Raw genomic sequence first — 14,419 nt, 5'->3', positions numbered from 1 at the left:
ATTTATGAAATGGGGTCACATATATTTCGCTTATACGTTTTATTTTCTCAATAAGGGGAAAAAGAGATACAAAGAGATGGAGGGATTGACATTGGATAATAAAGATAAAGAAAAGTATCTTGATGAGCGTAATGATAAATCCAAGGCCTTCAAGAAAAGCCAGGAAAAACAGCTGGAACGTGATCAAGTAGTCATGCCCATTGATGATTTACCAATTGATGAAATTAAATATGAACAACAAGAAGAACGAAATAAAAAAGAAACTAAACACCGCTCCACCAGCGAGAAGTTTTAAACAAAAACCAGCCACTTTAGAGGCTGGTTTTTGTTTGCAGGATATATTGCATTCAGCTTTCAAGGTAAGTTTTTACCAATTCCCGCCGAGGGCGCGAGTGACATAAAAAACTATAGGCAAACTCGAATTCTCGAATTTGTCTATAGTCTGAAATATATTCCATTAAGATTCTTCTTGTGGTCGTGCATATGCTTCCCCGGTTGTTTTTTGATGATTTGGGAAGACTGAGCTTTTTCCTAGATTCATTCATATTGCCAGTATTTTCCCCTTTCCCGCTTACCTTCCAAAAATAAACATTGACTGAAATAAATGATTCTTTACAATAGACTTTTAAGAATTAAAGAATATAATGGACTGGTCGACCATTATAAAGGAGAATCATATGACGAACCCTACTCAATTATTTCATCAATATTTACAAGTATCGAGATCATTAGTCAGCAAAATGAATGAACAAATTACAGCCCTTGAAATTTACCATAATCAGTGGACAATCCTGAATTACTTAAAGAACTGTGGCTATTCCACAATCCCCGATATTTGCAGTTACTTGGATGTGGATAGTGTTATCATCACACGTTCGGTCAACAGTATGGAACAGAATAATATGATTAAACAAGTTCCTGGTAAAGATGAACAGGAAAAACGAATCGAACTGACCCCCCGGGGAAAAGAGGTACATACAAAATGTCTTAAGATTGCAGAAAAAATCGAAGGAAAAGCCCTGGATGGCATTACTGAAGAAGAACAGGAAGTATTTTTCCAGACGGTCCTTAAAATCCTCAATAATATAAGAAACTAAAATGCGTATCTTATATCATTGTTGAATAAGTATGAAGGAAGCTTACTTTCGCACCAAGCTATAGCCATGCCTTTTTTAAAAGACGGATTCCTGCTTCGATTTCCCTTTCGGTTAACCCACCGTACCCAATCAAAATAGTCGGATCCTTCACATTCTTTGAATGATAAACCGATGTTGGGTGGACTTTAACCCCCACACTGGCAGCCTTTTGAATGAGCTCTGCCTCACTGCTGCCGTTTTTTACTTTTAAAAGAACGTGCAATCCCGACTTTTCACCGATTACGGCTACACGATCATGAAAGCTCGCTTCAATTGCATTCAGCAGCACCTTATTCTTTTTACGATAAATCGTTCGCATTTTATTCAGATGGCGTTCCCAATGTCCATTTTTCATAAAAAGACAGAGCGTTTCCTGAATCAGTCTGGAAACGGTCTGTTTGTATCCTATTAACTTCTGCTGATAGCGGCAAGCCAACTCCATCGGTAACACCATAAATCCCACCCTGATTGATGGAATGAGCGACTTTGAAAACGTGCCTAGGTAGATGACCCTTCCATTAGTGTCCAACCCCTGCAAGGACGGAATCGGTTTTCCTGCATGTCGGAATTCCCCGTCATAATCATCTTCAATAATATAACCCTTTTTCTCCACTGCCCAATTCAGCAATTCCACCCGTCTAGTTATCGGCATGATCATACCGGAAGGAAATTGATGGGAAGGAGTGACATAAGCAACATTCGCTGCACTCTCTTTCAAGGAGTCCACACTCATTCCACTTTCATCCAAAGGTATGTATGCCATGTTTGCTCCCTCCAGTCTCAGTACCTCCCTTACCCGATGAAACCCAGGGTCTTCCAACCCAAATACCCGCTCATTTTCAAAAAGTAACCGCAGCAGATGGATGAAATACTGGGTACCTGCCCCAATGATGATTTGATCAGCCCCGCAGCGAACTCCTCTCGATTGAAATAGATAGGATGAGATTTGAGCCCGGAGCCCCCATTCCCCTTGAGGATCGCCGCTCATGAACATTTCCCTTTCCTGTAGATACAACGTATTGTTCAAGCATTTTTTCCACACGGCATGCGGGAAAGAATCCACGTCCACCCGGCCATGATTGTAATCTATCTCATTTCTTTCATTCGGAGGGCCCATCATCCCTTCTGTTACAGGCAACGGCTCATTCAAAGCTGAGATCGGCTCTAAATCGGCTACGTAATATCCTTTCCTTAATTGACTTTCCACATATCCTTCTGCCATCAACTGCTGATAAGCCGTATCGACTGTATTCAGGCCTATCCCTAAATGCACGGCCAGTTTTCGTTTAGAAGGCAGTTTCATTCCGGCCTTTATTTGCCCATTCTGGATTTCCTTTATAAAGTATTTATACAATTGGACATATAAAGCTTCTTTATTCGTTTTATCTAACGTTAGAGTGATTTCAAACATTTGCTCCTCCTTCAAACTGGTTCCATAAATTATATCAGCATTGGTCCTTATTGCAGAACCAGAATATTTTTATAATGAAGATATCAATCAAGAGGAGGAAATTATGGAACTTATCGAATTATTCGGGAAACACGTGATACTCGCCCCGATGATGGAACATCATATCGAACCGCTTTACGCCGCTTCCCTGCCATCTGAAATATGGGAATGGAGCGCAACAAAAATTTTGTCATATGAAGAGGCGGTTTCCTATGTAAAAGAAGGCATTCGAGCAAGGGAACAGGAACTTCATCATCCATTTGTCGTTATCGATCAGACTGATGATTCGATAATTGGCAGCACGAGCTTACGAAATATTCAATTTCATAATCAATCCCTGGAAATCGGCGCAACTTGGTATCATCCCGACAAATGGCGAACAGCCATTAACACAGAATGTAAGTACCTGCTATTGCAGCATGCTTTTGAAAAGTGGCAAATGAAACGGGTTGAATTCAGGACTGACGAACGCAACAAAAGATCGCGTGCAGCAATAACAAGGCTCGGCGCCCTTGAAGAAGGCATTTTGAGGATGGAGAAAAAACTGCAAGATGGAAGGATCAGGAACACGGTGGTCTACAGTATTCTCGAGCATGAATGGCCCAGTGTGAAAAGGAATTTGGAAGCTTTTTTGGAAAGGTGAAGATGAGAAAAAAGAGTGCCGTTGTTTTGCACTCTTTTTCTCTTGCTGCTATTTTCCATGTGAGTCTTTGTGAATTTTCGATAAAGAATCCTTTTGCCTTTTCGTTGATCGAATGAATACGAAAACGCCAATCGCAAATAAAAACGGCATTAGTAAAGCAAAAAGAAGATAAATCATATCACCAAAGAACAAGTTCCTTCCCCCCAAGCAATGCGAAGTGCACTTTTGTCTGTAAAGCTTCCGTCAAACTTGGATGATCATTGCTTAGTCTAAACTTAGTGACAAGCGAATCATATCCTGGCACTGAATCCCATTTTCATAAATGGCCTCGGAATAGTTTCTATTAAAAAAATCCCGATCGACCCCAGTTATTCTAAAACCGCATTTTTGGTAAAGGGCAAGCTGCCCTATCCCCGAATTTCCCGTGCCGATTTCAATCTTTTTATATCCCTGTTGCCTTGCATGGCATTTGGCGTGTTCAATCAATTGCCTGCCGATTCCTCTTCCATGGTGCCGTTCATCCACTGCGATGTTCATTATCTCTATCAGTTCCGGGCCTTTTTGCAGTAAAACATAAACACCGATCATTCGCTTATCACTCACGGCAACAAAGCAAGTTCCGCTTCCCAAGTATTCCTCGACCAATTCCCTTGAAGGATCTGCCAAAAGCAATAAATGCATCGGGGGTGGCTCACCCATGAATAATTCCCTTATCTCCATCAGCAACCACCCCCTTCTCAGTTTAGTTCTTCTGCAAGAAATTCAACCAATTCCGATGCAGGAAGTTCCCTGCTCAACTTATATCCCTGTCCAGCCCACAAAGCCATCAATTCAGGGTTGTTTTTTTGTCCAGCCGCTTTGCGCATTTGCTTTGTCATGTGATGGACATGAGGATAGGCGACCGGTGCAAGGCTATCATATTCCGTTAAAAAGTGATTCACCAAACCGCGTGCCCTCCGGCCGCTGAAGGCTCGGGTAACAGAGGTCTTAGTAAATCGGGGATTTCCCAGCGCTGCCTTATGGACCGGACTTGCCCCGCTTTCGGGGCAGCGAAGGAAAGCAGTTCCCAATTGCGCCGCTGTTGCTCCCGCTTCGAGCACAGCTGCGATATCCTTTCCATGCATCAGTCCGCCCGCCGCAATGATCGGTAAGTTCAGCTCATCTTTTATCATCCGAATCAATACTAAAAGACCGTAATCATCTTCTGTGCGGTTATCAAAGCTGCCCCGGTGACCCCCTGCTTCAAACCCCTGCACACATAGAACATCCGCGCCTGCTCCCGCCGCCTTTTTTGCTTCCTGAAGGTTGGTTACTGTCACGGCTATAAGGGAACCGACATCTTGGAGCTCCCTTATTACATCTTCCGTTGGACATCCAAACGTAAAACTGACGACAGCGACCCCAGCCTCCTTCAATACATGTAGTTTATTTCCCCAATCATCGTCATCACTATCGGCTTTTCCAATCTCAGCCCCAACGCTCTCAGCCTCTTTTTCGATCTTTTCACGATAGGCAGATAATATATTTTCATCCACCGCCTCGTTGCTTGGCACAAATACATTCACGCCAAAAGGGCGCTCAGTCAAATGACGGGTCTGCTCTATCTCGTCCTTCATCTCTTCCGCAGTCTTATAGCCAGCTGCGAGAAAGCCCAATCCACCTGCATTCGATACTGCAGCTGCAAGCTTCGGAGTTGAAGCTCCTCCTGCCATAGGTGCTTGAATGATTGGATATCTCAGTAACTCTTTCAACATTCCATACAACTCCTCTTGAATTTTCTTCATGACCTTATCATTTTTACGTTTTCTTGGTATAATGATTATCTGTAAGAGAAAAGTGTCTTAATGATCACCCTTTATATCTTGCAAATATAAAACATAGGTGGTAAATAAAAAATGGAAACAAAACCATATAGAGTATTACTTTATTATTTGTATACACCAATCGAGAATCACGAAGAATTCGCTGCCGAGCATCTTGCGGCATGTAAAGCCCTTGAATTGAAAGGCCGTATCTTGGTGGCATCAGAGGGTATCAACGGAACAGTTTCAGGTACGATCGAACAAACCAACAAATATATGGACATGATGAAAAGCGATCCCCGCTTTGCCGATATCGTGTTTAAAATAGATGAAGCTGACGGCCATGCTTTCAAAAAAATGCATGTTCGTCCACGCAATGAACTTGTAACGCTTCGCTTGGAAGATGACATCAACCCGAACCAGACGACAGGCAAATACTTGAGCCCGAAGGAGTTCTTCGAGCAAATGCAAGATGAAAATACCATCGTCCTTGATGCCAGAAATGACTATGAATTTGACTTAGGACATTTCAGGGGTGCAATCAAGCCGGAAATCACGAATTTCCGTGAACTTCCTGAATGGGTCCGGGAAAATAAGCAAATGTTCGAAGGCAAAAAAATCCTGACGTATTGCACCGGCGGTATCCGCTGTGAGAAATTCTCCGGCTGGCTTGTCGAAGAAGGCTTTGAAGATGTAAGCCAGCTGCATGGCGGCATCGCAACATACGGGAAGGATCCCGAAGTCCAAGGTGAGCTATGGGATGGCCAAATGTATGTTTTCGATGAAAGGATTGCCGTACCTATCAATCAAAAGGAACATGTCATTGTCGGACGCGATATTTATTCCGGCGAACCTTGTGAACGCTATGTTAATTGCGCTAATCCTGAATGCAACAAGAAAATCCTTTGCAGTGAAGAGAACGAACACAAACATATGCGCAGCTGTACTCATGAATGCCGAGTGCATCCGCGTAACCGCTATGTAGTCGAGCATAACCTTTCTGAAGAAGAAGTGGCTGAGAGATTACAGCTAATCGAAGAAAACATTACGGCAAAATGATTTTAGCAAACCCGAATCAGTGGACATGATCCCTATTCGGGTTTTTTTAAATCTTATTTTCCTATATTAAACCTATGTCTCGGACTTCATTCCACTGCTAGAATTAACTATGATCTTTTAATGCCATCTGCCTCTACTGCAATATTACTTACATTCTTACTTCTATATCACAATAGAAAAAACCTTCTTAAATCGGAAAAAGAATGGTTTCAGCTTTGAGATTTTAGCGGCCAGCCGTTTTATCTTCAATGAAAAGAGCGATTCCTCTTTAGAGGAATCGCTCTTACTTCATTAATGTTATTTTGCCTCTGCACTTACAACAATCCCGCAAGCTTGCCTATCGCCTGCATCACCAGTTTTCAAAGTATCTTCATCAGGTCCTTTTTCTCCATTGGCTTCATAGCGGTCAGGAATATTGGCAAAGTTGTCTGGATTCGCATGAACGATTACAGCCAGCTCTTCTTTCTTCAGTTGGTCTATTGTCATGTTATCCAATGTTGCCGAATATTTTGCCGTCCCATCTTCTTTTACATATAAAGGAGGCATATCACCTGCGTGTTTAGAATGCGTTTCACCAGTTGGATTGAAGTGTCCTCCTGCTGTAGTGAAAGGGCCATCCTTGGCATCTGCCTCACATGCTGCGTTTTCGTGAACATGGAATCCATGATAGCCTGGCTCAAGGCCTTCCAAAGCGGTCTCGATCACTACGGAATTCTCTTCAGCGCTAAAGTTTACCGTCCCAAGTGTTTTACCATCTACATCTTTAACTTCCGCTTTCACCTGCGGATCAACCTCTGTATCTGTTCCTTGTCCCACTGTAGTCATGTCCTCGGCATCATTATCGGACTGATTTGAATCATCCGCTGAATTACATCCATACAGTAAAAGGGCAGCACACATAGGCAGTACAAGTTTTTGTTTATAGTTCATGATAAACTCCCTCACTCTCTTATATGTATCTTTCTCTTATTACTTTCCACCATTATGGAAGAATAAACATAAAGCGGGATAAATAGGAAAATGGATTATTCCTTGAGAGTGAAACCCTTACTAAATTCACAGACAAGGATTTTGCATTATAGCTTAATGGGCTCACTACAAAGTGATGACCCCGAAAGTAATGGCTGCGATCGTCATGATGATGGTTGTCCCAAATGCCCATTTAAACAGGAATTTTTGGTGATCCCCAAAATCCACACCTACAAGGCCAATCAATATGAAGGTGGCAGGCACCAATGGCGATAAGGGGAACCCTGTGGTCGAATGACCTAATAAAGCCGCCCTTCCGATTTCTACAGGGGCAATCCCGAAGCTCGATGCCGTTTCACTTATTATCGGCAGAATGCCAAAGTAATAGGCATCAGGTGAAAAGATGAATCCCATCGGAATGCTCGTCAGCGCTACCACCAGTGGCAAATGTGCCCCAAGCCAATCCGGGATGACGGTTACGATTGAAGCGGCCATCGAGTCCATCATCTTCGTTTCTGTGAATACACCCGTAAAAATCCCTGCAGCGAAAATGAGTGTACAGATCATCACGAAGCTATTGGCATGACTTAAAATCCTTTCCTGCTGTTCTTTCGGGTTCGGAAAGTTAACAAATAATGCAATCGCAAAAGCGGAGGCGAATAAGATTTGGATCGGCAGCACTTCCATCACAAGCAATACCATCAATAAAATCGTCAGAAGCCAATTAAACCAAAAAAGCTTGGATGTTCCTTGAGGTGCGGTTTCAACAGCTGCTGCCTGTTCGCTCATACCAGGTGGCATGGTCGTCTCCATGGAACTGACCCCCAATCTCTCCCTTTCCTTTTTGCCAAGTACATATGCCGAAAAAAGCGTCCATAAAAGACCGCAAATCATGACCGGAATGAGCGGAATGAATAACTCCGATACTTCAACTTGAAGGCTCGCGGCCGCCCTGACCAAAGGACCTCCCCAAGGGATCATATTCATGACCCCAGCGGCTAAACCAACGACACAGGCCAATACGAGCCTGTTCATCCCTAATTTGATATAAAGCGGCAGCATGGCTGAAACGGTGATCATGAATGTGGAAGAACCGTCTCCGTCCAAACCTACCAAAATGGTTATAATGGCGGTTGCCATGACAACCTTTAGCGGGTCTCCTTTTACAAAACTCAGTATTTTAGCGATCATGGGATCGAATAAACCAACGTCAATCATTAAACCAAAGTATAGAATAGCAAAAACGATCATGACTGCTGTCGGTGTCACCTTTAAAATACCCGCAACCATCATATCTCCCATTTCCGAAGCAAACCCACCAATCACACCAAAAGCTATCGCCGTGAAGATAAAAGCGACAACCACTGATAAGCGCTTTGTGATGACTAAGACCAGAAACGTTAAAATCATGCAAAATCCTAAAATCGTTAACATGTTAAAAACTCCTTTAAATGGAAAAATGAATATCTTTTGATTTTTAATTTTTCTGAAAAATCAATATTTTCACATTATACCATTTGCACATTCATTAAAAAACCAGTAAAACAAATTCGTTTAATAAATTAGTCAAATTCTGTATACTATTATTTAGGAACCCGAAGTTTTTTCGGAGGAAAGAAGTGTTGTATGTAAAATGAATGCTCATAAAATAGCTAAACGGAACCTTTTCATCATGTGGTTCGCCAATTTCTTCATAGGCGGGAGCATGACAATGGTTCTCCCATTCATATCCTTATACATTGGTACATTCGGAGATTATTCGACTCAATATATCCAGCATTGGTCCGGATGGACTTTTGGAATCACTTTTGTGACTGCCTTTTTATTTTCTCCCATTTGGGGACGCATTGGTGACCGGTACGGCAGAAAGAAAATATTGATTGCCTGCGCCTTTGGGATGGGCCTGTCCATTTTCCTGATGGGATTCGTTGAAAATGTATGGCAGCTATTCGTCTTAAGGATGTTCACAGGAATATTTACTGGCTTCATTTCCATGTCACAGGCCTTCATATCAACGCAGACCCCAAAAGAAATTGCCGGACGTGTACTGGGAACCTTGCAAACGGGAAATATAACCGGTTCCCTTTTCGGTCCATTGCTTGGCGGCCTGCTTGCAGACACGCTCGGCTATTCAACCGCCTTTAAATTCACCTCCATCACCATTTTCATTTCTGGGCTTCTTGTTTTTGCAACCAAGGAGTACCGAATGGAACGGCAGAAGGGAACGAAGTCGAGCTATACAAGCAGGGAGGTGCTCTCGCATATCTTAAGGAATCCCATCCTGGTGAATGTCATGCTCATTTCGACACTTGTTCAAGTTGCCCACTTCAGCATCCAGCCCATTCTTTCTTTATACGTTGGTGAGCTGCATGGAACTTCCAATCTTGGATTTTATTCAGGAATCGCCTTTTCTGCAGCAGGCCTGGGGAATTTATTGATGGCGCGTCACTGGGGCAAGATAGGTGATCGGCATGGACATGTGAAGATTCTTGTGCTGCTTCTTTTTCTGACAGCTCTTGTCTACTTGCCCGGTGCCTTCATCAATCATTTTTGGCAGCTTGTTTTTGTACGTTTCATACTAGGCATGGCAATAGGCGGCATCATCCCTGTAAGGATTGCCTACATTCGCCAAGAAGCGCCTGTCGCAATGCAGGGGGAAGTACTTGGGTACAATACGAGCCTGCGCTTTTTAGGCAATATCATCGGACCCGCAATGGGCGGTATGGTTGCTGGTTTCTACGGATTCTCCGCCGTTTTCATCACGACCAGCACGTTACTCCTCATAGCCGGACTTATCCTCTATTTCGCGATGCACCGCAATCCGGAGTTGGCCAGATCACATTAATCACACTTTGGCAAGAAAGCCTGCTTCCATCTGGAAGCAGGCTTTCTCATGTTTAATGCTCTCATACAGCAGTAGTTCTGGATACCTCTGGAACTGAATTTCGTTTCGGCCGTATTCCGATACAGGCAGTGAGGAGAAAAACGAACAGAAGTCCTGCACACACGAAAAAGGAATATTGAAAACCAGCTGCTGCACATGGTTTCCCAAGTTATAGCGTACCAAAAGGGTCTCTTTCAATCGTACTTTTTGTACGAATCGAAGAAACCCTTTTGTATACTTCGCTATTTTCCTTCTATATTTTGGACAATCCTGCTGATTGCTGTTGATACTTAATAAAAGGGGAAGGTTGGCTGCAGCCATAACACTTCATAACGCATCAAATTTTATGTTAAGATTATTTTAGGCAAATTTTATGAAAGTAAAAGACGCAAAGCCACGGGCCTAACACAACATCTTAGTTGTCATGGCAGCCGGGCTGCCAAGATTTTTCTTGAATGGATCTCTTTATTATCAATTTCTTGCCCCTTTTTAATTTGCCTAAAATTAAAAATAGGAGGGTTATATATGTTTTTTCCAACCATTTATTCAGCTACTACGGATGAGAGACACATAGTTAAAGATAAAAATACTTGTGCATGCGGCACAAGGTATAATGTATTCGCAATGTTGACCAGAAGCGACCTTCGAAAGATCAGGTTCAAGCACTATAAAGAAGTGACATGTCCTAAATGTAAATACAGTATCATTGATAAGGAATAGCCTCTTGACACCGGGAGGGTTCCTACTCCAAAAACTTTGATAGAGCTGGCCTTTTCACCCTCACCACTTCCATGTATGTTGAAAATGTAAGTTATTGTTCCGATAACAATAGCCATCTTCCTCATGCCTCCTTACCCAGATTACACACAAAATTCAATAAAAAAAGACCCTTTCAAGGTCTTTTATCATTGCTATGTAAAGTGATTGTGCGGCGGACTATAACTGGCTCGATTCATATAAATCATGCAGTATCATCATATCATCCCGTTTTTGTCACGATGATTTCCTTATATTTAAGATAAAGCTGTTCTTTCATATGATCCCATTCCGCAGCTTTTTCCGCTTCTCTTTCGATTAGATTCGAGGGCAGTAAGTGACACCTCTTCCAGTTTCAAAACGGCAATCCTGTGTGGCCTGTATAGTTCAATCAATGTGACTGTCCTTTACCTCTGCTTCGAGAATTTCAGGATTTTCACCAAGGTGAATGGGAAAAGAATCAGGGAAATGCTAATGATCATCCCCTCTCAATACGATTGCCACAAAGTCCCACGAAAATTCCAATTGAAATGATTCCACATCCAATTTTTCTTGGATTATAACGAATTTCACTAATCTTCTTGCAGTCAGCCTTCAATGATTCTTAAGCGAAAGCGATTCAGAAGCCTTTGGAAATTTTTCACCCTTCCTTATTGGATGATACCCATCGTCATTTCTTGAAATTTCCCCCTTTAGGCCTTTTACCTTCATTCGCCTATGATAAGAATGAATAGCCCTCGATTTGTCGTTTATATTATCCATATAGATAGAAAGAAGGACTCATGCTATAATTTAGTGCGTTAAAAGAAATGAACACACATATATAAAAGAAAGAAGGAGTGTTTCTTTGAATACATCTGCATACAAACAGGAATGGTTCGGCAACGTTAGAGGGGATGTTCTATCCGGAATTGTCGTTGCCTTGGCATTGATTCCTGAGGCGATTGCCTTTTCGATCATTGCCGGCGTTGACCCAATGGTTGGTCTATATGCCTCATTCTGCATTGCCATCGTCATCTCTTTTGTCGGCGGGAGGCCGGGAATGATATCGGCTGCCACTGGGGCAATGGCACTCGTCATGGTCGACCTTGTAAAAGATCATGGCTTGAACTATTTACTTGCTGCAACAATATTGACTGGTTTGCTGCAAATTTTGCTAGGGGTCTTAAAAATCGGGAAGTTAATGAAGTTCATTCCGAAGCCGGTCATGACTGGTTTTGTGAATTCCTTAGCCATTTTGATTTTCACGGCACAGCTCACCCATTTCGTTGGCGAAACATGGATCATGTATGTCATGACAGCCGTTTCATTAGCTATCATTTATCTTTTTCCGCGAATCACGAAAGTCATACCTTCACCACTTGTCGCCATCATATTCATGACGATCGTTGCAGTTACCACGGGGGCTACGGTGCGTACGGTCGGGGATATGGGGCAATTGACCGAAGCGCTTCCGATGTTCATGCTTCCAGACATCCCTTTGACCTTCGAAACCTTGGCGATCATTTTCCCTTATTCCATAGCCCTTGCGTTTGTAGGGCTGCTTGAATCGTTATTGACGGCTCAAATAGTCGATGAGATGACTGACACGGACAGTAATAAAAATAAGGAAGCCAAAGGCCAGGGGATTTCGAATATCATTGCCGGATGTTTCGGCGGCATGGCAGGATGCGCGATGATCGGCCAGTCCGGTATCAACATTAAATCGGGTGGAAGGGGCAGGCTCTCCACTTTTGTAGCTGGCGCATTCCTTATGGTATTAATCGTGGTATTGAATGATGTCCTTATTAAAATACCGATGGCTGCACTTGTCGCAGTGATGATCATGGTTTCAATCGGGACCTTTGACTGGTCTTCCCTAAAGAGGCTCACTAAAGCTCCAAAGTCGGATGCAGCCGTGATGATCGTGACTGTCCTCATTGTCCTTTATACACATGACTTATCAAAAGGGGTATTTGCAGGAGTGCTCTTGAGCATGATTTTCTTCTCGGCTAAAATTTCTAAAGTGGCAGTAGAGAAAACGGAAGACATCCAGGCTAAGAAAATCACTTATCTTATCAGCGGACAAATATTTTTCGCTTCAGTCCAGGACTTTGTTTCGAAGTTCGATTTCAAGGAAAAAGCCGATGCAATCATCATCGACTTTTCCCATTCTAAAATATGGGATGCTTCAGCAGTCGGTGCTGTTGATACGGTTGTCCTTAAATATCAGCTTCTGGGAATACCTGTACAAGTGCAAGGACTTGATGATGAAAGTTCGTTATTGCTTGAAAAACTCGCCACCTCAGAAAGTAAAATATCTTGAAGAAAAAAATTTCTGCTGAATAGAAACTTTTCAAACCGACAAAATAGATAACATGAATTATTTCCTTTTGAAAGGAGCGAAAAGCATGACACCCGAGCAGGATTATACGGCAGCAAATCTGTCACCGGATTTATTGAATGAACTGAAAAGCTTTGAAAGCAAACTTGGCGAGGAAGCCAATAAAGAATTGATTGTCATCGCCTATGAAAAAGAAAAGGAAGCTTTGAATTAAGAAAAAAGACTCAAACACCCTTAATGGATGGTTGAGTCTTTTTTTTTGCGTGTACAAAAAAAAGGATGCCCATGTTTTTGATGAGCACCCCTTTTCCTGTATTATTTGCTGAATACGTCCGTTAAGACCGGGACGATTTGTTTTTTACGCGATACAACGCCTTCCAATACGGCGATGTTATTGTTTAATGAAACGTCGTATGCTTTTTCCACTGCATATGCTGCTTTACCAAGAGCCAAGGCAACAGAATCATTAGTCAAGATATCCGTTACGACGAATAGGAATAAGTCCAATTCCTTCACAGCGATTACCGCTTCAATCGCCGCTTCCAATTCCGCTTGCTTAGCAAGGACTTCGTTCGGATCAACAGCATTGACCTGTGCTATCTCCACTTTAGCCATTCCCATGGAGAATTCCTTTGCATCAAGAGTGATAAGCTGGGCAATCGTTTTGTCGCTTAAGTCAGCTCCCGCCTTCAACATTTCCAAGCCATATGTTTCAGCGTCGACCCCTGCAATGGCAGCCAATTCCATTGCTGCTGCAACGTCTTGCTCCGTGCATGTTGGTGATTTGAACAATAAAGAGTCGGAAATGATGGCAGACAGCATAAGACCTGCGATTGCTTTAGGGACTTCAATGCCGTTTTCTTTATAAATTTTATTTAAAATGGTTGCCGTACAGCCAACTGGTTCCGCACGGTAATATAAAGGATCGCTTGTTTCAAAGTTAGCGATACGGTGATGGTCGATAACTTCCAACACACGGACTTGGTCAATATCTTCAGCACTTTGCTGGCGTTCGTTATGATCGACCAGGATTACGCCATCAGCTTCCCCTGCAACTTTTTCCACAAGACGGGGAGCTTCGAATTTGAATTGGTCCAATGCATATTGAGTTTCACCATTCACTTCACCCAGACGAACTGGTTCAGCGTTGATACCTAACTGCTTTTTCAGATCTGCATAAGCGATTGCTGAACAGATTGTGTCTGTATCCGGGTTTTTATGTCCAAAAACTAATACTTTTTCCAAGATTTAATCCCCTTTTTCATAAATATTTTTCCGCGAATCCCCTCATCGCAATAAGGGGAGCCACCTTTACTAGACACTTTATTTTAACACAAAATCCCGTAAAATCAGCGCTTGAATTATCCATTCCCCAATAAAATCTTTCATTGCTTCAC

At 42.6% G+C, this 14,419-nt stretch carries 15 protein-coding genes and 1 riboswitch; of the genes, 8 read left to right on the top strand and 7 right to left on the bottom strand.

Annotation, left to right across the window (positions count from 1 at the left end; all coding sequences use genetic code 11):
* Positions 1 to 91 precede the first annotated feature (91 nt).
* Both J7E52_RS02140 and J7E52_RS02135 read left to right on the top strand, forming a co-directional pair.
* Complete coding sequence (locus J7E52_RS02140) at positions 92 to 295, top strand: hypothetical protein (RefSeq protein ID WP_214743475.1); 204 nt, start codon at positions 92 to 94, stop codon at positions 293 to 295.
* A 382-nt stretch (positions 296 to 677) separates the two neighbouring features.
* Positions 678 to 1,097 (top strand): MarR family winged helix-turn-helix transcriptional regulator, encoded by a 420-nt coding sequence (locus J7E52_RS02135; protein WP_214743474.1) that lies wholly within the window; start codon positions 678 to 680, stop codon positions 1,095 to 1,097.
* Between the two features lie 58 nt (positions 1,098 to 1,155).
* Here the strand turns inward: J7E52_RS02135 and pdxR are convergent, their stop codons facing one another.
* Complete coding sequence (gene pdxR, locus J7E52_RS02130; RefSeq protein WP_214743473.1) at positions 1,156 to 2,547, bottom strand: MocR-like pyridoxine biosynthesis transcription factor PdxR; 1,392 nt, start codon at positions 2,545 to 2,547, stop codon at positions 1,156 to 1,158.
* A gap of 103 nt (positions 2,548 to 2,650) precedes the next feature.
* Between pdxR and J7E52_RS02125 the strand changes: the two genes are divergently transcribed.
* The gene (locus tag J7E52_RS02125; RefSeq protein ID WP_214743472.1) at positions 2,651 to 3,229 is read left to right on the top strand and encodes a GNAT family N-acetyltransferase; all 579 of its coding nucleotides are present in this window, start codon (positions 2,651 to 2,653) and stop codon (positions 3,227 to 3,229) included.
* 264 nt (positions 3,230 to 3,493) lie between these two features.
* Here J7E52_RS02125 and J7E52_RS02120 read toward each other — a convergent pair whose 3' ends face one another.
* The gene (locus J7E52_RS02120) at positions 3,494 to 3,949 is read right to left on the bottom strand and encodes a GNAT family N-acetyltransferase (protein ID WP_214743471.1); all 456 of its coding nucleotides are present in this window, start codon (positions 3,947 to 3,949) and stop codon (positions 3,494 to 3,496) included.
* A 17-nt stretch (positions 3,950 to 3,966) separates the two neighbouring features.
* A complete protein-coding gene (locus J7E52_RS02115; RefSeq protein ID WP_396020230.1) occupies positions 3,967 to 4,980 on the bottom strand; it encodes a nitronate monooxygenase in 1,014 nt (337 codons plus the stop codon).
* 144 nt (positions 4,981 to 5,124) lie between these two features.
* Between J7E52_RS02115 and trhO the strand changes: the two genes are divergently transcribed.
* Positions 5,125 to 6,090, top strand: a complete 966-nt coding sequence (trhO, locus tag J7E52_RS02110; RefSeq protein ID WP_214743469.1) for an oxygen-dependent tRNA uridine(34) hydroxylase TrhO — start codon at positions 5,125 to 5,127, stop codon at positions 6,088 to 6,090.
* 297 nt (positions 6,091 to 6,387) lie between these two features.
* Here the strand turns inward: trhO and J7E52_RS02105 are convergent, their stop codons facing one another.
* Together J7E52_RS02105 and J7E52_RS02100 are read right to left on the bottom strand one after the other, a co-directional pair.
* Positions 6,388 to 7,020 (bottom strand): superoxide dismutase family protein, encoded by a 633-nt coding sequence (locus J7E52_RS02105; RefSeq protein WP_214743468.1) that lies wholly within the window; start codon positions 7,018 to 7,020, stop codon positions 6,388 to 6,390.
* 165 nt (positions 7,021 to 7,185) lie between these two features.
* Entirely contained in the window at positions 7,186 to 8,493 is a 1,308-nt protein-coding gene (locus tag J7E52_RS02100) for a CitMHS family transporter (protein ID WP_214743467.1), read from the bottom strand.
* A gap of 199 nt (positions 8,494 to 8,692) precedes the next feature.
* On the opposite strand from J7E52_RS02100, the gene J7E52_RS02095 reads away from it, so the two are divergent.
* Positions 8,693 to 9,904 carry an MFS transporter gene (locus J7E52_RS02095; protein WP_214743466.1) on the top strand — a complete coding sequence of 404 codons (1,212 nt, stop codon included), beginning with the start codon at positions 8,693 to 8,695 and terminating at the stop codon, positions 9,902 to 9,904.
* Here J7E52_RS02095 and J7E52_RS02090 read toward each other — a convergent pair whose 3' ends face one another.
* On the bottom strand, positions 9,905 to 10,264 hold the full coding sequence (locus J7E52_RS02090; protein WP_214743465.1) for a YslB family protein: 360 nt from the start codon (positions 10,262 to 10,264) through the stop codon (positions 9,905 to 9,907).
* A gap of 32 nt (positions 10,265 to 10,296) precedes the next feature.
* Positions 10,297 to 10,387: riboswitch (cyclic di-GMP riboswitch) on the top strand.
* 81 nt (positions 10,388 to 10,468) lie between these two features.
* On the opposite strand from J7E52_RS02090, the gene J7E52_RS02085 reads away from it, so the two are divergent.
* The 3 genes from J7E52_RS02085 to J7E52_RS02075 all read left to right on the top strand — a co-directional run bounded on the left by J7E52_RS02085 (position 10,469) and on the right by J7E52_RS02075 (position 13,236).
* Positions 10,469 to 10,663, top strand: a complete 195-nt coding sequence (locus J7E52_RS02085; RefSeq protein WP_214743464.1) for a hypothetical protein — start codon at positions 10,469 to 10,471, stop codon at positions 10,661 to 10,663.
* Positions 10,664 to 11,546: 883 nt separating this feature from the next.
* Positions 11,547 to 13,004: a SulP family inorganic anion transporter gene (locus J7E52_RS02080; protein WP_214743463.1), complete on the top strand. Its 1,458-nt coding sequence runs from the start codon at positions 11,547 to 11,549 to the stop codon at positions 13,002 to 13,004.
* Between the two features lie 85 nt (positions 13,005 to 13,089).
* Positions 13,090 to 13,236, top strand: a complete 147-nt coding sequence (locus J7E52_RS02075; protein WP_155726446.1) for a hypothetical protein — start codon at positions 13,090 to 13,092, stop codon at positions 13,234 to 13,236.
* Positions 13,237 to 13,337: 101 nt separating this feature from the next.
* On the opposite strand, the gene J7E52_RS02070 is transcribed toward J7E52_RS02075, so the two are convergent.
* On the bottom strand, positions 13,338 to 14,267 hold the full coding sequence (locus J7E52_RS02070) for a manganese-dependent inorganic pyrophosphatase (RefSeq protein WP_214743462.1): 930 nt from the start codon (positions 14,265 to 14,267) through the stop codon (positions 13,338 to 13,340).
* Between the last annotated feature and the right edge of the window lie 152 nt (positions 14,268 to 14,419).

The sequence above is a fragment of the Bacillus sp. ISL-34 genome (genome assembly GCF_018613325.1).
In the GTDB taxonomy this organism is placed as follows: Bacteria; Bacillota; Bacilli; order Bacillales; family DSM-1321; genus Peribacillus.
Note: the sequence above shows the minus strand (reverse complement) of the source record. Positions and strands in the feature narration are given on the sequence as shown.